This window comes from Verrucomicrobium sp. BvORR106, from assembly GCF_000739655.1.
GTDB lineage: Bacteria > Verrucomicrobiota > Verrucomicrobiia > Verrucomicrobiales > Verrucomicrobiaceae > Verrucomicrobium.
Genome location: NZ_BATR01000182.1, coordinates 25,186 through 43,073, shown reverse-complemented (window position 1 = coordinate 43,073; position 17,888 = coordinate 25,186). Strand labels below are relative to the sequence as shown.

Annotated in this window: 15 protein-coding genes and 1 pseudogene; 5 read left to right on the top strand and 11 right to left on the bottom strand. The window is 61.1% G+C overall.

Annotation, left to right across the window (positions count from 1 at the left end):
* Together BV106_RS33110 and BV106_RS36665 are read right to left on the bottom strand one after the other, a co-directional pair.
* A pseudogene (locus BV106_RS33110) lies at positions 1–377 on the bottom strand (secretion protein HlyD); the annotation flags it as partial.
* Positions 374–1,036 carry a TetR/AcrR family transcriptional regulator gene (locus BV106_RS36665; protein WP_051946812.1) on the bottom strand — a complete coding sequence of 221 codons (663 nt, stop codon included), beginning with the start codon at positions 1,034–1,036 and terminating at the stop codon, positions 374–376. The pseudogene BV106_RS33110 and the gene BV106_RS36665, both read right to left, overlap by 4 nt.
* Before the next feature lie 118 nt (positions 1,037–1,154).
* Between BV106_RS36665 and BV106_RS33100 the strand changes: the two genes are divergently transcribed.
* The gene (locus BV106_RS33100) at positions 1,155–1,892 is read left to right on the top strand and encodes a protein-L-isoaspartate(D-aspartate) O-methyltransferase (protein ID WP_265596340.1); all 738 of its coding nucleotides are present in this window, start codon (positions 1,155–1,157) and stop codon (positions 1,890–1,892) included.
* Between the two features lie 241 nt (positions 1,893–2,133).
* Complete coding sequence (locus BV106_RS33095) at positions 2,134–3,129, top strand: hypothetical protein (protein ID WP_265596339.1); 996 nt, start codon at positions 2,134–2,136, stop codon at positions 3,127–3,129.
* Positions 3,130–3,155: 26 nt separating this feature from the next.
* Here BV106_RS33095 and BV106_RS33090 read toward each other — a convergent pair whose 3' ends face one another.
* The 5 genes from BV106_RS33090 to BV106_RS33070 form a co-directional block, all read right to left on the bottom strand.
* Positions 3,156–4,496 carry a membrane dipeptidase gene (locus tag BV106_RS33090; protein WP_038172160.1) on the bottom strand — a complete coding sequence of 447 codons (1,341 nt, stop codon included), beginning with the start codon at positions 4,494–4,496 and terminating at the stop codon, positions 3,156–3,158.
* Positions 4,497–4,538: 42 nt separating this feature from the next.
* Positions 4,539–6,284, bottom strand: a complete 1,746-nt coding sequence (locus BV106_RS33085) for an amidohydrolase (RefSeq protein WP_038172158.1) — start codon at positions 6,282–6,284, stop codon at positions 4,539–4,541.
* Positions 6,285–6,373: 89 nt separating this feature from the next.
* Positions 6,374–6,895, bottom strand: coding sequence for a hypothetical protein (locus BV106_RS33080; RefSeq protein ID WP_038172157.1), 522 nt, complete (start codon positions 6,893–6,895; stop codon positions 6,374–6,376).
* Positions 6,896–7,017: 122 nt separating this feature from the next.
* Positions 7,018–11,301, bottom strand: a complete 4,284-nt coding sequence (locus BV106_RS33075; protein WP_038172155.1) for a PVC-type heme-binding CxxCH protein — start codon at positions 11,299–11,301, stop codon at positions 7,018–7,020.
* Positions 11,302–11,414: 113 nt separating this feature from the next.
* Positions 11,415–11,924: a hypothetical protein gene (locus tag BV106_RS33070; RefSeq protein ID WP_038172153.1), complete on the bottom strand. Its 510-nt coding sequence runs from the start codon at positions 11,922–11,924 to the stop codon at positions 11,415–11,417.
* Between the two features lie 282 nt (positions 11,925–12,206).
* On the opposite strand from BV106_RS33070, the gene BV106_RS39130 reads away from it, so the two are divergent.
* Positions 12,207–12,563 carry a hypothetical protein gene (locus BV106_RS39130; RefSeq protein WP_265596338.1) on the top strand — a complete coding sequence of 119 codons (357 nt, stop codon included), beginning with the start codon at positions 12,207–12,209 and terminating at the stop codon, positions 12,561–12,563.
* Between the two features lie 12 nt (positions 12,564–12,575).
* Here the strand turns inward: BV106_RS39130 and BV106_RS33065 are convergent, their stop codons facing one another.
* The 4 genes from BV106_RS33065 to BV106_RS33050 all read right to left on the bottom strand — a co-directional run bounded on the left by BV106_RS33065 (position 12,576) and on the right by BV106_RS33050 (position 16,130).
* Entirely contained in the window at positions 12,576–13,214 is a 639-nt protein-coding gene (locus BV106_RS33065) for a 16S rRNA pseudouridine(516) synthase (protein ID WP_343123388.1), read from the bottom strand.
* A 151-nt stretch (positions 13,215–13,365) separates the two neighbouring features.
* Complete coding sequence (locus tag BV106_RS33060) at positions 13,366–15,312, bottom strand: SpoIIE family protein phosphatase (RefSeq protein WP_081892538.1); 1,947 nt, start codon at positions 15,310–15,312, stop codon at positions 13,366–13,368.
* Between the two features lie 18 nt (positions 15,313–15,330).
* A complete protein-coding gene (locus BV106_RS33055) occupies positions 15,331–15,687 on the bottom strand; it encodes an STAS domain-containing protein (RefSeq protein ID WP_038172147.1) in 357 nt (118 codons plus the stop codon).
* Positions 15,688–15,692: 5 nt separating this feature from the next.
* A complete protein-coding gene (locus tag BV106_RS33050) occupies positions 15,693–16,130 on the bottom strand; it encodes an ATP-binding protein (RefSeq protein WP_038172144.1) in 438 nt (145 codons plus the stop codon).
* A gap of 165 nt (positions 16,131–16,295) precedes the next feature.
* Between BV106_RS33050 and sucC the strand changes: the two genes are divergently transcribed.
* Together sucC and BV106_RS33040 are read left to right on the top strand one after the other, a co-directional pair.
* Positions 16,296–17,483, top strand: coding sequence for an ADP-forming succinate--CoA ligase subunit beta (sucC, locus tag BV106_RS33045; RefSeq protein ID WP_038172142.1), 1,188 nt, complete (start codon positions 16,296–16,298; stop codon positions 17,481–17,483).
* Positions 17,484–17,505: 22 nt separating this feature from the next.
* Positions 17,506–17,883, top strand: coding sequence for a VOC family protein (locus BV106_RS33040; RefSeq protein ID WP_038172140.1), 378 nt, complete (start codon positions 17,506–17,508; stop codon positions 17,881–17,883).
* Positions 17,884–17,888: the final 5 nt, after the last annotated feature.

Below are 17,888 nucleotides of genomic sequence, written 5' to 3'. Positions count from 1 at the left end.
GGCTCGGCGCGCTTTAACTCTGCCGCCGAGAGGGCGGCGGTGGCCTGGGCCTGGCGAAGGCTGGCATCCTTGGCGTCCAGTTCCTCAGGGCGATCGCCCTTCAGCAAGTCGGCCAGCCGGGCCTCGGCGGTGGCCACCCGGGAGGCGGCCTCGTTGCGGGCGGCCAGTTCGTCATCCGTGTTCAGGGAGAACAGCGGCGCGCCCGTCGTGATGGCATCTCCCCGCATGACGTCGCGCTTCACCAGCCGGCCCGCCACCGGGGCTGCCACCCGGACGTAGTCAGCCTCCACGTAGCCGTTGAGCAGATTGGGATCGCTCTTGGTGCATGCAGGGAGGGCCAGCAGGGTGGCCAGGAGCATGGGAAGCGGAGTTTTCATGTGGGTTTCGGGTTGGGAATGGCAGCCTGGGGCAGGGCCGATTGCAGCCCTGCGAGCGCCATGTCGATGCGTTGGGAAATGGCCTCGTCACTGAAAACCGCGCTCTCCAGCCCCTCGAGAAGCGGGGCGGGTACGAGGTCAAACTTGGACATCACCGTCCCCACCACAAAGGGCATGGTGATGCTGCCGGCAATGAAGCCAATGAGCTGGGGCACGGCAATCGCCGGAAGCTGCCCGGCCGCCTGCGCAGCCATCATGCGGGGCACCATGGTGCCAATGATGCGGGGCTGGTTCTTGACGAAACCATTGATCACCACCTGCTCACCAGCCATGGCGTCCGCGGCGAGTCGCATGAGCAGCTCCCGATGGTCCCGCGCCCAGCGGCCGAGGGCGTTGAGCGCCGTCCGCAGGTTTTCCAGAGGTGTGACGTCCGGTTGGGAGGTGTGCTCAAGCCGGGCCAGGATCTCGTCATACGTCCGGCTGATCAGCGTCTCCAGAAACGCTTCCTTGTTCCCAAAGTGGTAGTGAAACATCCCCAGATTGACCCCGGCATGGCTGGCCACCTGGCGGAGGCTGAGTTTATGGCAGCCCATCGTGGGAAGCAGCTCCCGCGCAGCGGCCAGGAGTTTCTCGTCAACATGGGAGGAAGGGCGGGGCATGGGTGAACTATACAACTGTATAGTTATACAGCCGACTAAAAAGTGAGTTTTTTCACTGGGGCACCATTTGAACAGCGGATTTTGAACAGGAGGGCTGTGAATTGGCACCCACTCCTTTATGCGACTGCTTCCCATGGGTTGCGCATGTCTCCTGGCCATGAACGCAGGTTGTGATCCCGTGCTGCCTACCGCCGGTCAGGCGGAGGACGGGGCCGGAGACTATGAGATCGAGAGGAAGCGCATGGTGGAGACCCAGATTAGAGTGCCAGAACGGGGCATCCGGCATGATGGGGTGCTGAAGGCCATGCTGGAGGTGCCCCGGCACGAGTTTGTGCCGCTCAAGTATCGCTCAGAGGCCTACGACGATCGGCCCTTGCCCATCGGTCACCGGCAGACCATCTCCCAGCCCTTCATCGTGGCCTTCATGTCGGAAGCCCTCGATCCCCAACCCATGCACCGGGTGCTGGAGATCGGTACGGGCTCCGGCTATCAGGCTGCGGTCCTGGCGCGGCTTGTGAAAGAGGTGTTTACGATCGAGATCGTGGAACCCCTTGGCCGGCAGGCGGAGAAGGACCTCAAGCGTCTAGGGTATAACAATGTGCAGGTGCGCGTGGGCGACGGCTATGCCGGCTGGCCGGAACAGGCCCCCTTCGATACCATCATCGTCACCTGCGCCCCGGATCACGTGCCCCAGCCGCTGACCGATCAGCTCAAGGAAGGCGGCCGCCTCATCATCCCAGTGGGAGAGTTGGGGAACCAATCCCTGGTCCTTATCCGCAAGAAAGACGGCAGGCTGAAGCAGGAGCAGGTGATGGAGGTGAGGTTCGTACCCATGACGGGGAAGGCGGAGGAGTAGGCGAATCGAGTGTCCAAGGGTTGCCAATTTGGCCGGACGTCCCGAGGAACCGTTTTCCCTTGACGAAGTGGCTGCAAATTCACACTCTCAATGCAGGCCTTCTGCCGTTCCCTTCCCCATGCCGAGGAACCCTCAGCCGCTCCGTCGTGCTTTTTACGTACCTAGCGAAGATAGTGCTGGGCATCATTTGCTGAGCAGGGGCTGAGTGTTGCAACGGCTCCCAACCTGTCTCCGATTCACCATGAAAACGGGCGTCGCTATGGTCATCCTCTCAGCCGCCCTGTGCATCACTGGCTCGGCGCTATTCGCGGGCAAGCCTTCCAAAGACGATCAGCAGTCTCGCAATGTGATGGGCATGAGCCTGCTCAAAGCCTTTGATCGTGGGGCGCAAATTTATCTTGTCACCGAAGGGGAACGTGAGCCCTTTCCTGAGTCATCGAGCCGCAACCTCCTGCGTGGCATAGTAACGATGCGGGTTGACTCGACGCTACGAGGTCCGGCGGTGGAAAGTGTGCGCCTGCCCTATTGCTACGTCTATACTGGGTCGCTTCACCCTGTATGGCAGAATCTCGTCTGGACCAAACCTGGCACACTACATACATGTGTGGTGATACCACAGGGCTGGGACCCCGGAGTGGTCTATGCAGAGGAAACGCAGGCCGTGGCTGCTTTTGTTTGGTCTCACCGAACTCCCGAAGCTGCTGCCGTCAGGGCTGCCCAGATGCGAAAGTTGATCGCGATTTATGATGGGGAGAAGGATGTTGACTCCATAAGACGGATTGAAGAGGCAGTTGCAGATGCGGATCCAGTTGTGTGCGGCTTTGCACTTCAGTACGCGGTGCTCAATGCCCGCCATCTTTCGCCGGATGTAGTGATGGGCATGTTGACCAGAGAAGTGCAGAATCCTCGTCATGGTCAGAACTCCGCCATCTTGGTGGAGCTGGCTGGTGCGGCGGAGCTGCGTTTGCTCTATGTTAGCGAGAAGGAGGGCAGCAAAAACACGTCTTTGCGTTGCTTGGCCGTACTGACTCAATGTCCCAATGAAAAGGTGAGGGAGGCCTCCCTGAATGCCATCGGCTCAGTAATTCATCGCTATTCCGCGTCCTCTAAGGTTGCAGATCTTGGCAGCCTGAGTTCCGCGGAGGAAGAAGCCCTCCGCAAAACACTGGAGACGAATGCTGTGCATCCTCTATCGGATGAGATGGGGAAGTGGCTGGATCGGCCGAAGACGCCGTAATGAGGGTGCAAGAGCGAAGACAACGGTCAAGCCTGCGCCCGCAGCACTCGTAGCATGTTCCCCCCTAGAACCGCGCGAATGTCCTCATCCTTGTGCCCACGCATCACCAGGCCGAGGGTGAAGAGGGGCCAGTTGGTCCAGGCCAGGCTTTGCTCCGCCTCCAGGGTGGTTTGAAAGTCATCCTTGGGCCAGAGGTGTTCCCAAGAAGGGCCGGGGGCGCTGAGTGGGGAGCTGCCGTCGGCGCGACGTTTCACCTTCAGGCGCTCGGCCTTGTCATTTCTCGAGAGGTAGCCCACATCTGTTCCAATGGCCACGTGAGTGGGGCCAAACCTCTTCAGCAGGTGATCGAGGTGATCCATCATCGCGACGATGTCCCCTTTGCCGCCCAGGAAGCGCGAGATGCAGCAGATGCCGACGAGACCGTCGGTGTCGCAGATGGCCTGGATGACGTCATCCGGCTTGCCGCGGAAGTGCCTGTAAAGGCTGGCGCACGAGGTGTGACTGGCCACCATCGGCTTGGAGGAGGCTTTGGCGGCCTCCAGACTGGTTCGCCAGCCTGAATGAGCTACATCCACGATCACGCCAGCGCGGTTAAGCTCCGCCACGGCCTGTTGCCCGAAGTCGCTGAGGCCGCCATTGCCGGGTTCGCCCGCGCCATCGCCCAGCGGATTGCGGCGGTTGTAGGTCACATGCATCATGCGCACCCCGAGTTGCTGGAAGATCCGCACGAGACGGAGCTCATCGCGGGTGCTCTCCCACTCGCCGCGCAGGGGCACGCCATTGGTGGTGAACAGCAGGCAGATGCCCTTGGACTTGTGGGTGAACACGACATCCTCTGCCGTCACCGCCTTGGTGACCTCCGGCTTCATGAGGTCTGTCTTCTGGGTGAAGCGGGCCAGGCGTTTGAGGAGACGAAGCGGATCATTGCCTTCCTCTCCCGCATTCTGAAAGATGCAGGTGACTCCGGCGGCTCGGAAGGCTTCCAGAAACTCCTTTCTTTCAGCAGGATCGGTGGCGCTCCGCGTCATGGACATCTCCTCACGCAGGTCCACCAGCTCTGCCGGGCTGGCCCCGGATTCGACGGCAGCCTGGAATTTCTCCCCATCAAGGGCGGCGCGTGGCGCGAACCCGTAGCTGTCCAGGACCAGTGCGCTGTGATGCAGCTCCCATGCCCGTTCCAACTGGGCCGGGGTGGGCTTGAGCAGGCTCAGCGCAACTTCCCGGGCGCGATCAATCACTTCGTTTCCGGTTCGCCAGAGGTTCCCAGTTTCCTGGGCCCGGACATGGATGTTGAACAGCGGGGCGACGGCGAGGGCTGAGGCAGTCTGAACGGTACGATGAAGCAACTGACGGCGGGAGAGTGACATGGGGCGGGGGTGGGCAAGATAAGCGCTAGTGGAAGTTGAGAACTAAGGGGCCTGGTAGACCAGCTGGCCAGCCAGCCAGGTCTTGAGCACCTTGGTTTGCGACAGGTCGCTGATCGGGCAGGTGAGGGGATCGCGATCCAGGAGAATCATGTCCGCTTGTTTGCCGGTCTCCAGAGAGCCCGTCTGGGTCTCAAGGAACAACAACTTCGCGTTGTTGATCGTGTACATCTGGATGGCCTGTTCGCGGGTCAGGCATTCCTCGGGATGCATGGGTTCATTGAGAAAGCGGGCCGTCCGGGTGATGGCGATCCACATGCCCAGCCAGGGGTTGTAGGGATTCACGGAGCGGAAGGAGCCGATCTTCTGCATGTGGTCACTGCCGCCTCCCACAACACCGCCTGCGGCAAAGATGCTCTTGAGCGGTTGAAACCAGCGGGTGCGCTCCTGGCCGAACTGCCCTAGCAGCGTGCGGGAATCCAGGTGCAGCCAGATGGGCTGGATATCCATCATCACCCCCAAACTTGCAGCACGGCGGACGGCCTCCTCACTCATGAAGTTGCTGTGGGTGATGCAGGCCCGCGTGTCGCGCACCGGGTGCGCCGTGTTGACCTTTTCATACGCATCCAGCAGCGTGTGCACCGCGCCATCGCCCACGCTGTGTGCGGTGAATTGCAGCCCTGCGGCAGTCACTTTGTCCACCATCTTTTGCAGAGTCTCCGGCGGGATGTTCAGTGTGCCCTGGTACTTGGGATCGGAAATGCCGTACACCTGGCTGATGCCCCAGGGCTGGCGCATGTAGGCGCTGCCCGTGAGCATGCCGCCGTCCAGCCAGACCTTGGTGCCGATGATGCGGAGACGGTCATCACCCTTGCACAAGGGGTGGCCGATGACCTCGTCGATGCCCTGCTCGATGGTCCGCCACATGCCCACGGTGTTGAAGGTGTGCGAGCACATCACCCGCAGGCTCAGCTCACCCCGCTTCTTCATTTCCTCGTACCGATCCAGGGAGGAGCGTCCCGCTCCGCGATCGCCAATGGCAGTGAGCCCCACCGAGTTGTAGTCCTGGAAAAGGGCTCGCGTGCGTTCATAGACCTCAGCGGGAGTGGGGGACTTCACCTGCTGCTTCACTTTCACGAAGCGACCCATCTCGCGCAGCAGGCCGGTGGGCTCACCCGTAGCGGGATCGATCTCCACCTTCCCGGGACCTCCGTCGGTGATCTTGAAATCGCGGCTGATGCCACTCAGTTGAAGCGCCAGGCTGTTCAGCAGGCAGTCCGGTCCGGTGGAGAAGTTGACGGCATGTTTGGGCGCCGCCGTGTCCAGTTCCTGCCGCGTGGGATAACGCTGTTCCTTCAGCCGGGTGATGAAGACCTGCCGGATGTGGATCCACGAACCTTCCGGGGTGCCTTTGGCCCGGGCGGCGATGTAGTCGAGCACGTCCTGGATCGTCTCCATGATGGGGATCTCATGGTCGTACTCCGTGAGGGCGGCGCCGGGGTGCACGTGGGAGTCCATGAGCCCGGGCATGAGGGTTTTCCCCGCCAGATCAATCAACTGCGTGCTGTTGTCTTTGAGGGCGAGCACCTCACTATCACTGCCGCAGGCAATGATGCGGCCCTTGGCATCCACCGCCAGGGCTTCCCGGATGCTGAAGCCTGGATCCACCGTGAGGACCCTGCCGTGATGAAGGATCAACGCGGGAGCCGTACTTTGGCCCCAGCACGGGCTGAGGGTGACTGACAACAGCGTGACGGCGAGTGCCGAGCGCAGAATGGGAAGCGGACGCATGAACGAACAAACGCACCGACAGGTGCCGTTCGTGCATCGCGTGGAGGATCCTTCCCTACGTGGGAAGTCTCACGGGGCAGCCCTGTCTCTCAGGACTGCACGGGCTCGTCACTCTTCCCGGTGATCGTGCGGATGAGGTAACGGCCGAAGAGGATCGTGCTGAAGCTCATTCCCATGAGGAGCAGGGCATCTCTTCCCAGCACGATCTCCCCATTCTTGAAATCTTTCACCACCGGCAGGGCGGTGGCAGCCATGACGGCGAGACAGGCCAGCATGGCCAGCGCGGACTTGCCCCGCACCGAGCCTGATTGCTTCTTCTTGGCCTTCTCAATGTAAGCCGCTGCATCGTCTCCCACGATGCCGTGCTTGGCCCCCAGCCACACCCGGATTTCGAACTCAGGTGTCTGCAGGTCCACCTTGTTGTCCACCTGCTCCTGAATAGTCCATTGATGAGGGGCCGCCTTGGGGGCATTGGGATCAATCTTAGTATCGTCCTCTGGGATCGGCGCGAAGAGGGGATCGATCTGTCGGTCCACGAACCAACGCGTCACCCCTTTGGCCATCGCGAGGGCGATGAATGCCAAAGCTCCGAGGCCGAGAATGAGCATCATATGGCTGAATTCTTAGCACAGAGCGTGCGAAATCCCAGGAGAAAGACGTCCTCCTCCCGGGGATTCCGCAGCCCGGTTATGGCCCACTCTGATGTCTCACAACCGGCTCGAAGTCTGGGCTACTACAACTCCGCCGTCACGGCCACTGTGGTCGCGGCCGGACCGCCGCCAGGGCTGGAGAGTTCCACCTTCGTGAGCGGGGATTCGGGCTGAAGTGGAACTGTAAACCAGCGCAGGCCCTTGTTCTTGACCAGGCCATCCGCGAACTTGGAACCTGGCACTTCCACATCACCCGCGTAGTCCGTAAAGACGATGCCATCACGAAGGTCTACTTCGTCCACCTTGCCGTTCGCGTAGGTCAGTTTCACGGTCATTGCGGTGCGTCGTTCTCCGGCTTTGCTCGCTCCCCAGCCGGCCACGCCGCCCAGGAAGTGCAGCTTCTTCGCGGCATAGCCCACCGGGATCTCCACACGCTGGGGCAGTGTGTTGGCGAAGGACTCGGGCGGCCCGCCTTTCAGCACGATGACATTGCCACCCAGCGAGCTCTTTTCCGGGTCCATGATATCGAAGGGGATGCCCTCTACATTCACGATGCCGAACTTCAAGAAGGGCAAGGTGTCACCGGTTTGCTCCTGGCTCTGATAGAGCCCACGACGCGTGTCGGCAGTGAACGCGTGGGTGAGGTTGAGCACCCGGTGCTTGCCGGTGTCGGCACAGATGTAGGCCAGCAGGTCGCGCAGGATTTCGCCACCCAGGGCTTCATAGCCTTCAGGCATCAGGGAGCGATGGGTGTTGGTGCGTGTTTTGATGTCGGCTTTGGCCACCTTCACATCCGCCCCCGGCATCTTAACGAGAACCTCCGTGGCATTCTCATTGGCAATGATGCCTGAATGGAACTTGCCGTCATTGAGCTCGAAGCTCCACACCTCGTAGTTCGCATCCACCTGGCGGTTGGGATCCAGGATGTGGACCATGAGGTCAGCCGGGCCATGCAGACCGATGCCGGTGAGCACCGGGCCGATTTCGTGGCCGAGGTCATTGAACTTGTGGCACATGGCGCAGGTGGCGGCAAAGATGGCCTGCCCTTTGGTGGCATCTCCGCGTTGGAGCACCTCGGGCACCAGCCGGGCGATGGCGGCGTCCTTGTCCTTGGAGACCGCCCGGAGCTGCTCAAGCATCTGGTTGGCACGGGCGGCGACCTCCTTCGCTGGGTGTGTGCGCAGCTTGAAGAGCGTGGCAGGCCCCAGAAGGTTGATGCTGATCTCCTTCTTTTCCACCGCATCCAGAAACGCCATGGTCCAGTCGCTGCGGGTCAGAAGCAAGTCCACGGTGGAGGGTTGGAGAGAGGCTGCGAGGTGGTTAAAGGAAAGAACCATGAGCTGCCCTGCGGCGGCGTCGTTGAGGCTGCCCAGCTGTGTCAGCACGTGACGCTTGAGCGCCTCCGGGTGGTTGGTGGCAAGCACGCTCCCCATCGCGGGGAGGATGGCGGGATCGGCGGCACGGGCTCCGCAGAGCGCCGTGGCCATGTCCATGCGCAGCGGGAGAGGGACCTCGGCGGAGGCCAATTGTTTGAGCAAGTCCTGAACCAGGGGCTGGATGACCTCATGCAGAGGCCCGTCAGCACGCCAGGCCACCGTGAGGGGCAGCGCCGCTGCGCGAATGGAGGGATGCTTGGAGGTGAGCAGCGCCCGCAGCGTGGCGGTCACTTCCGTGGATGGACTCGCTGGCGCAGTCAGCAGCCGTGCGGCAGAGACTATCTCCTGCACCAGCGGAGCGGCCCGATCTGGCGCGTTTGCGCAGGCTTGAAGCAGTGGGATTAAGTCGCCCGCCTGATGCCCCTCCGGCAGCTTGCTGGCTACAGCGGTGACGAACGAGGCGAGGGCCTGGGGTTCGGAAGATTCCAGCGCCACTTTCAGCACTGGCAGGGGATTCTGGGAGGCGGCCGCCACCGCAGCAGAGCGGGCCCAGTCGTCCGGCAGGGTGGGCACCACGTTGGTGAGTTGTCTTGCGGCCTCGTCATCCAGGCCAGTGACAGCGAGCGCACGCAACATGGCGATGGCGACGCGGATGTCTTTGTCACCGAGTGCGTGCGCCACGCTTCCCTGGGGCGGTGTGGCCCCGGCCTCGATGATCAGCGCGGCATTCTTTCGCAGAGCCGGATCGGGATCGGCGAGCGCAGCGGCCAGCGCTGTCTGGTCCAGAGTGCCCAGTCGATGTAATCCCCAGAGGGCGGCCACGCGTGAGGCGGTAGGGTTCGATGAAGCAATCATGCCGGTCAGGGCGGCGGAGCTGTGGGCACCGCCTTGTTCGCAAAGCAGACGCAGGGCGTTTTCCCGCACCACCTTGTTGGGATGCTTCAGGGCCTGCGCCAGTTCATCTGATCGTGCCTTGGCAAGATCCGGCACCACGAGTCGGATGGCATCCTTGTGATCGATGCGATAGACCCGTCCAAAGTAGTGATCCCGGTCCGGACGCACCGAGGCACCGGACTTGCTGTGCTGAGGGCCGCGACTGTCACTGTGCGCCACCACCGGGCAGTAGAAATCCAGCACATAGGCGGCACCATCAGGGCCGCAGGCGATGTCGAACGGGCGGAACCAGTAGTCTGGAGAGAGGGCGTACTCTGCATCCTTGCGCACCATCTCTCCTGCAAACGTGGACCCGGTGGGGCTGAGCACTTCATGGTGCAGGATGTTCAGGATGGGCTCCGTGGTGAAGGCGCTCCGATTCCACTCCGCGGGCCACGACCCGCCCTCGTAGATGAGGGAGCTACAGGCCGCGCTGTAGCCTCCCACAACGTCGATCTGCATGAGCGCGGCCCGGTCTGGCATTTCTCGCCTCACCACCTTGCGTTGCTTGATCACGGATTCCGCGCCCAGAAGATTGCCGATCCGCCCCTTCGCCAGCACCGTCTCTGGCACCACCACATGTTGGATGGGGTTCCCACTTGTGGCCTGGTTGAAGAAGATCTCGCCATCGCTTGTGATATCGAGCCCGAAGCCGTTGCCTCCTTTGCTGGACACCTGCTCAATGGCGGACCCATCTGGTTTGAAGCGGAAGACTCCGGAAATAACTTTGCCAAACGAGTGGTTGCCGTCCGGTGACTTCACATTGGCGTCGCCGCCCATGTTGGCGTAGATCCAGCCATCCATGCCCTGAATGAAATGGTTGGCAACGAAGTGGGAGTCCCCTGGGGTGAATCCCGTGAAGATCCGTTCCACCTTGTCCGCCCTGCCATCCTGGTCCGTGTCCCGGATGAAGACAATGTCCGGCTGATGCACGGCGATCACGCCATCCCGGTGCATGCAGAATCCGGTCACCAGCTCCAGGTCCTCATGCCATACTGTCTTCTTTGTAAAGCGTCCGCTGACATCGGGTGCGCTGAGGATGCTGATGCGGTCGCGCGCGGGCCGGTCATAGGTGCCGGGTTGGAGGACGCCCGTTTCCTTCCATGATGCGGCCACATTCTCCCGGCGCCCGTTGGGATACTCAACCGATTCAGCGATCCACATCCGTCCAGAGGCATCCCATTGGATGGCGATCGGTTTGTTGATCAGCGGCTCGGAGGCCACTTCACGCATGACAAAGTCCGGATGCAACTCCATCTGCCGGGTCACTTGGTCTGCGGGCTGAGCCCCATCCTTGGGGTAGCGCAAGGCGGTTACTTCTGGGGGTGTGAGATAAGCGTCGATCTTTGCCTGTCCCGTGGTCCAGGCCAGGCTGCGCAGGAGAAAGGCGCGCATGCTTGGATGTTGCAGGGTCTCCGGAGATCCCTGCAACAGCACCACTGCCTTGTGCCCGGCTGCCTCATAGGCCCACATCTGCGGCTGGATGTCGAAGATGTTGGCGCGGTTGGAGTCTGTCGGCGCGGATCCTTTCTTCGACGATACCTTGGGCGTGAAAGCGGACCCCAGCACGGTGAGGCCCTTGTTCTCAAGCTCTATATCCAGGTCAAAAGCGGCGTCGTCGGTGATGTCGAACGGGGACGCTCCCGCCATGATGGAGTGCTGGTCCGTCATGGTGTAGAACATCATGCGACTGCTGAACTTGCGGCTGTGGGAAGTCCATGCCCCACCTGCCAGCGGCTTCATGAATTCAGGGGCTGCACCTGCAAGGGCCTGATGGATGAGAATGATTCCTCCACCGCGTTTGGCCGTTGCCGTCAGTATTTCTCGTTCACTCTCCGTCAGCTCTTTGGGTTGGGACGCTTGCAAAAGCACAGCATCCCATGCTCCTGCCTCATCGGATGTGGAAAGGCCCCGCGCGGCGAGATCGCTTTTGAAGCTTTGGACGAAGGCTGGATCATCGCCCAGCACGGCCACCTTGGGAGGTGATGCCGCGGGCAGACGCAGGGCGCAGAGCCCGGCGAGAAGGAAGGTTCCGAGGGAACGGAGAGGGTGTATCATGGCTGTTCATAAAACGGCGCTTGAGCAAAAAGCGTATCCACATGCACCTTCGCAAAATCCACAAGATGCTGGATCAGTTGGGCTCACGCTGCTGAGCACTGCCGTTCCATGAGTTATGAATCAATCGGGGCACTGGTGTTGCCGGTGATGAGACGCAGCAGACACTTGAGAAACCAGAAGGCACAGATGCAAAAGACGGCAAGCAGTGCCAGCGTCCTCCCTCCCAGGAGCACCCCTCCCACTGCGGCGAAAGCGGTCGGCACGCCAGTGGCAACCATTCCCACCCCGGAAATCAACATGCCGTAGACGGCCCTCTCCCGCACCGCCAGTTTTCTCTTTCGCTGGGCAATGGCGAGCATGCGGTTAGCGTCTTTTCCGGAGATGTAGTGTTTTTCCTCCAACCACGCCCGCACTTCATCCGCCGGAGTGTCCCAGTGGATCTTGGACGTCACCTGCTCCTGAATGGTCCAGCTCTTGGACCCTGGAGGAGGGGATGGGGGTTCATCCTTCGGGGACTCACGAAACTCCGGAGTCTCGGAGCGATGGGCAATCCATGCTGTCAGCAAGTGAGCTGCCACGCCAGCGGCGGCGAGGGCCAGGAGGACAAACGGAAACGAGTTCATGGCATTCGTCGGGCACCGTCCATCATGACAGCCATTGCTCCTTCGTCGAGCCTGATTTGGGCAAGATGACACCCACTGAGGCGTCCGGACTTTTCATAGGTGCGGGGTCGATATTGATTGAGGATGGAAAAAGCGGCTCCATGGTGTCCACGGATTTGCGGCTTGGATCATTCATCGTTGCCTCCTCCTGAATCTTCTTGGTATCGCCTCCCCGGCGCTGATGCTAAGTGCGACGGTGGTTGCTGAGGCACCAAGAGTGATCTCTCCTGCCTCACATAACTTATGCTGACGCCCGCCCTTCGAGATCGATTGTGTAAAGCTTATCTTCTATTGTCGATGAGCGTCTGCGTCATTGTGTCCAGCGTGATCGTCTATCAGTCTATTGACAGATACCCCATCTGCCATGTCGGAATCGAGCCGCGAGAGTTCGCATGGGCATTGCTACCTTCTTGCGGCGTATTTCTTGCCTCGTCATCAAGCGCCGCGCTGAATCGGTGGGCAAGAATATCCTGGGTGACGCTCCTGGTCGTACTGGTGGTGATGGATCAGTTTAACTTCCTGATCGAGTATGATGTTTGGGTTGGTCGTGGCGGTCCAGATTCCGGCACTCCACCTTGGAAGGTCTATTTTGGCCGCTGAGGCTTCCCGGCTTCAACCTGGAGTGAGGGTCTCATTGCGTCGCAGTTCCCGCCATGCTCCCGGAGGCAGGTCTGACAGCCCGAGCGATCCAATGCTTTCACGGTGCAAGGAAATGACGCGATTCTCCACCCGGTGAAACATGCGCTTGATCTGGTGATAGCGTCCTTCATGCAGAGTGACTCTCGCAAGCCGCTCTCCCAGGATCTCCAGCTCCGCAGGCAGGGTGGTCAGGTCTTCGGTGTGAAAATAGAACCCTCTGGCAAACAGCTCCACGGCCTCCGGCACGATGGGTTCGGCGGTTTCGACCAGATAGACCTTGTCCACTTTTTCCCCTGGCTCAGTAAGGCGTTTCGACCAGCGTCCGTCGTTGGTCAGCAGCAGCAGGCCCGAAGAACTGCGGTCCAGTCGGCCGGCAATGTGCAGGGTTTCCCGTGCGGGGTGGTCGATCAGGTCGATGACCGTGGGATGCTGAGGGTCACTCGTGGCGCTGAGGTAGCCGACGGGTTTGTGCAGCATGATGTACAGGGCCTGCTCGCCCTGTTGGACCAGGGTGTCATCGAGCGAGACGGTGGAAAAGCGATCCACCTCATGTTGCCCATCCGTCACCACCTGATCCTCCACTCGCACCCTTTTTCCCGCAATGGCCTGCATCGCGGCCGCCCTCCCCATGCCCTTGTGCTTGGCAATCAGTCGGGAGAGGAACATTGAGGGTGGGTTAGAAGGTGGGGGTTATGAGTTATGAGGAAAGGACCGGCATCGTGGAGGTGCTAGCTCATAACACCAAACATCTAACCCTTTCCTCCTAACCCTTCTCCTTTCTCCCCACGTACCCGACGGCCAGCACGGTCAAGTCATCGGAGGCCTCGTGGTTCAGACTGTGCAGTTGCACATCCGCGATCACGGTCTGGGTGAGCTGGTCCACGCTTTGGTTGGCATTGGCGACCAGCAGGTTTTCCAGGCGTTGATGAGTGTAGAGTTCCTTGGCGGTGTTGAAGGCCTCGGTGACGCCATCGGTGTAGAAGAAGAGCCGGTCGCCAGGGGTGAGCTGGAAGCTGCCCGTGCTGAAGTCGAAATTGCGCACCAGCCCCAGGGCGGGGTTGCGGTCGCTCTTGATGGTGTCGAGTTCTCCGGCAGCGCTGAGACGGTAGGGTGGGGGGTGACCAGCGTTGCAGATCTCCAGCGTGCCTGTGCGCACATTGAGCACGGCGTAGAGGAGGGTCACGAACATGCCGGTGTGAGCCTCGTCACACAGAGCGTCATTGACCCGGGACATGATGCCGGACACCGTGCGTTCCGGGCTGGCATGAGCCTGGAAGAGCGTCTGCGTCATGGCCATGAAGAGGGCGGCGGGCACGCCTTTGCCTGAGACATCGCCGATGAGGATGGAGAGCCTTTCGGGATCCAGGAAACGATAGTCGTAGAAGTCGCCTCCCACCTCACGGGCGGGCTGGATGATGGCGTGCAGGGCGATCGAGGCATGTTCCGGCCAGTCGGCCCGATCGGACCACTGCTTGGGCAGCATGCTCATCTGGATGCGGCGGGCGGCATTGAGCTCGCCCTCCATGCGTTCGCGGAGGGCGGAGGTGTGACGCAGCTCCTCCATGCGCATCTTCAGGTCCCGCGTCATCTTGGTGAAGGCCGACGCGAGGTCATGCACTTCATCGATGTTCACGGCTTCGTTGAACCGGTGATCCAGATCGCCCCCGGCGATTCTCCGGGCGGCTGCCGCCAGCTTGATCACGGGGCGGCTCACGGAGCGGGCCACCAGCCACAAGCTGATGAAAAGGCCTGACACCGCCACGAAGACGATGATGAGCATTTCACCCAAAGACCGGTAGGCGTTGCGAAACACCTCATCTGCCGGGTAAACGAGGGCGAGCATGAAGTTCGCGGTCTGCACGGGGGCAAAGGCGACCCAGGCCTCCTTTTGGTCGAGCGGGTTGAAGGTGTTGATGAAGCCCTCGCTGCCCGGCATCATGGAGTGGGCCAGTACCGGGTTGAGGTCTTCCAGACGCACCTTCATCACCTTGGAGGCATCGGGACACGCGATGATGCGCCCCTCAGTGCTCAGGAGCATGGCGTAGCCAGTTTCGCCGACCTTCACTGAGCTGAGCCCGGCGGTGATTTGGTCCAGGGAGATGTCGATGGTGGCGACGCCTTTGAAGTCGCCCTTCGTGCCGTCCGGCTTGGTGTGGTAAAACGGCACCGCGCGGGTGATCATGAGCACATTGCCACCGCCTTCGTCAAAAAAGGGCTCGATCCACATGGGGTGCCCCAGTCGCTTGGGTTGCTGATACCAGTCCCAGAGAAAGTGATCGTAGGTGGGGGGCGTGAGCAGGGAGAACTCCGTCTTCCCTCCCGCACGGTAGGCGTAGGGGCAGTAGTTGCGCTCCTCGGGGGCGAAGGTGTTGGGCTGGAAGGCCAGGCAACTGCCATAGATGCCCCCTGTCCGGGACACGACGTCCGTGAGGTAACGGTGGAGGGTCTCCTGATTTTGAATGAGACCGCTTTCCAGCAGTCGGGCGTGCATGTCCGGCACGCGGGCCGCTTCAGCCAAGGCTCGATCGAGCTTCGTGGCATGGATGCGGGCGAGATTCAGGGCTGCGGCCTGGGCCTGCTCCACCGCGCTCCGGAAGATACGGGCGGTCACCAGACCCAGTACGAGCAGCAAAAAGGCGGCGGAAGGAATGACGATCAGCCGCGTGAACCGCGATTGAAGAGATCCCTGAAGCAGCCGCCTGAACAACACCTGGAGAAAAGAAGGGTGTTAGGCGGCCTGCGCCTGGGGTGGGGCCATCTGCTCAAGCGCCACGGCCCGGTTTTCGTAGAGCTTGAGGATGCGGTCGAATCCGATGGTCTCGAACACGAGCCGCACGTTCGGGGTCAGGCCGCAAAAGGCACAGAGACCGCCAGCCGTTTCCAACTTTTTGGCCACGATGAGGAAAACCCGCAGGCCGGCACTGTTGATGTAGGTGAGATCGGAGCAGTCCACCAGCAGGGCGCGGCGCGTCACTTCTGCCAGATCCCCCAGCTTCATTTCCAGCTCCGTGGCGGTCAGGGTGTCCACCTGGCCACTCAGCTTGGCCAGGGTCAGGTCGGGCAGAATTTCAGAATCGAGGGTCATGGCAATTAGGCGGCGGAAGGCTGAGTCACTTTCTTGGACAGGACGAGCAGGTTGCGCTGGCCCACGCGCTTGTAATTGACCCGGTCCATCAGGCTGCGGACGAGGTGGATGCCGAGGCCGCCGGGCGAACGGTCTTGCAGCGGGGCGGCGACGTCCGGGATGGGCAGGTCCAGCGGATTGAAGGCGCAGCCGTCGTCTTCCACCTCGGCCCAGAGTTCGTGCTGATTCGTCGTCAGCCGCAGAACGATCTCCCGCACGCAGGGAACTTGGCCGGCGGAGTGGACCACAATATTGGTCACCAGTTCATCCAGGGAGAGCTTGACCAGAAAGACGGTTTGCTCCGGCACATCGTGCCATTGGCCGAACTCCCGCACAATTTTGCCCACCAGTTCCGTCTCGCGGAGGTGGACATTGAGCTTGGTGCTGAGGCTGCCTGGCCGCATGGCGGAATTATTGCTTGCTTAAGGGTTTGTGCAAGCAGGCATTCCAGGGAGGCCGGGTCACCTAGAAGTTCCTTGGGTTCCTTGCTTGACGCTTGAGCGCCAGTTTCCATAGTCGCGGTCTCCCGTAAAAGGTGCAGTTCACCGCAGAATCAACGGCATTTTTCCATGAATATTCACGAATACCAGGCCAAGGAACTCTTTGAGAAGTTTGGAGTCGCCACCCCGCAAGGGAAAGTGGCCGCCACCGCGGAGGAGGCCGGTGCGGCCGCCCGCGAAATCGGAGGAACCGGACTGGTGGTAAAGGCCCAGGTGCACGCGGGTGGCCGCGGCAAGGGGACCTTCACCAACGGCTTCAAAGGCGGGGTGCACGTCATCAACACCGCGGAAGAAGCTCAGGACATCGCCGGGAAAATGCTCGGCCAGACCCTGGTGACCCACCAGACTGGACCGGAAGGCAAACTTGTGAGCAAGGTCCTCATCGCCAAGTCGGTGGACATCGCCAAGGAGCATTATTTTGCCATCCTTTTCGACCGCAGCACCAGCCGTCACGCCATCATCGCCAGCACCGAAGGCGGGATGAACATCGAAGAGGTGGCCGAAAAGACCCCGGAGAAGATCATCAAGGAGTTCGTCCACCCAACGCTCGGCCTGCAGGGCTACCAGTGCCGGAAAATCGCTGCCGCCCTGGGGCTGCGCGGCGCCCTCATGAACCAGGCCGTGAAGCTCTTCACTGCCCTCTACAAGCTCTACATCCAGAGCGACTGTTCCCTGGTGGAGGTGAACCCCCTCGCCATCACCACTGACAACCAAGTGGTGGCCCTCGATGCCAAATTCAACTTTGACGACAACGCTCTGTATCGTCAGAAGGACGTCGTGGCCCTGCGCGACACCTCTGAGGAAGACCCTCGTGAAGTGGCGGCCAGCGAGTTCGGCCTCAGCTACATCGGCCTGGACGGCAACATCGCCTGTCTCGTGAACGGCGCGGGCCTGGCCATGGCCACCATGGACATCATCAAGTTCCACGGCGGCGACCCTGCCAACTTCCTCGATGTGGGTGGTGGTGCCTCCAAGGATCAGGTCGCAGCGGCCTTCAAGATCATCCTGGGCGACCCGAACGTGAAGGGCATTCTGGTGAACATCTTCGGCGGCATCATGGACTGCAACGTCATCGCCACCGGCATCATCGCCGCAGCCCAGGAAACCGGCCTCAGCCTCCCGCTCGTGGTCCGGCTTGAAGGAAACAACGTGGCGGCTGGCAAGGAAACGCTCGCCAACAGTGGTCTCGCCATCACTGGCGCAGATGACCTGACGGATGCGGCGCAGAAGATCGTCGCGGCTGTCGCTGCGGCATAAAACCCTCCAAGGAATCGCCACCATGCTGAAGGTTACCGAGTTTGCATTCACGGGGTACGCCGTGACGGACTTGGCCCGCGCCCGGGCCTTCTATGAGACTGTGCTCAACCTGCCCACCGGCTCCGTATTCGAGCACGACGGTCATGGTTGGGTTGAGTACGAAGTCGGCCCGCACGTCCTGGCCATTACGGACATGGCGGCTGACTGGAAGCCCAGTAAAGACGGCGGCGGTGTGGCTCTCGAAGTCGAAGACTTCGAAAAAGCCGTCGAATGGCTCAAGAGCAAGGACGTGAAGTTCTACTCTGAGCCCTTCGAATCCCCCGTCTGCCACATGGCGCTCATCAGCGATCCCGACGGCAATTCCATCTGCATCCATAAGCGTAAAGCTGGGCACTCATAATGCTG

Excerpts from the sequence above, each read along its gene's own strand:
- BV106_RS36665 (WP_051946812.1), bottom strand. The coding sequence starts at position 1,036 with ATGCCCCGCCCTTCCTCCCATGTTGACGAGAAACTCCTGGCCGCTGCG.
- BV106_RS33100 (WP_265596340.1), top strand. The coding sequence starts at position 1,155 with ATGCGACTGCTTCCCATGGGTTGCGCATGTCTCCTGGCCATGAACGCA.
- BV106_RS33095 (WP_265596339.1), top strand. The coding sequence starts at position 2,134 with ATGAAAACGGGCGTCGCTATGGTCATCCTCTCAGCCGCCCTGTGCATC.
- BV106_RS33090 (WP_038172160.1), bottom strand. The coding sequence starts at position 4,496 with ATGTCACTCTCCCGCCGTCAGTTGCTTCATCGTACCGTTCAGACTGCC.
- BV106_RS33085 (WP_038172158.1), bottom strand. The coding sequence starts at position 6,284 with ATGCGTCCGCTTCCCATTCTGCGCTCGGCACTCGCCGTCACGCTGTTG.
- BV106_RS33080 (WP_038172157.1), bottom strand. The coding sequence starts at position 6,895 with ATGATGCTCATTCTCGGCCTCGGAGCTTTGGCATTCATCGCCCTCGCG.
- BV106_RS33075 (WP_038172155.1), bottom strand. The coding sequence starts at position 11,301 with ATGATACACCCTCTCCGTTCCCTCGGAACCTTCCTTCTCGCCGGGCTC.
- BV106_RS33070 (WP_038172153.1), bottom strand. The coding sequence starts at position 11,924 with ATGAACTCGTTTCCGTTTGTCCTCCTGGCCCTCGCCGCCGCTGGCGTG.
- BV106_RS39130 (WP_265596338.1), top strand. The coding sequence starts at position 12,207 with ATGCTGACGCCCGCCCTTCGAGATCGATTGTGTAAAGCTTATCTTCTA.
- BV106_RS33065 (WP_343123388.1), bottom strand. The coding sequence starts at position 13,214 with ATGCAGGCCATTGCGGGAAAAAGGGTGCGAGTGGAGGATCAGGTGGTG.
- BV106_RS33055 (WP_038172147.1), bottom strand. The coding sequence starts at position 15,687 with ATGACCCTCGATTCTGAAATTCTGCCCGACCTGACCCTGGCCAAGCTG.
- BV106_RS33050 (WP_038172144.1), bottom strand. The coding sequence starts at position 16,130 with ATGCGGCCAGGCAGCCTCAGCACCAAGCTCAATGTCCACCTCCGCGAG.
- sucC (WP_038172142.1), top strand. The coding sequence starts at position 16,296 with ATGAATATTCACGAATACCAGGCCAAGGAACTCTTTGAGAAGTTTGGA.
- BV106_RS33040 (WP_038172140.1), top strand. The coding sequence starts at position 17,506 with ATGCTGAAGGTTACCGAGTTTGCATTCACGGGGTACGCCGTGACGGAC.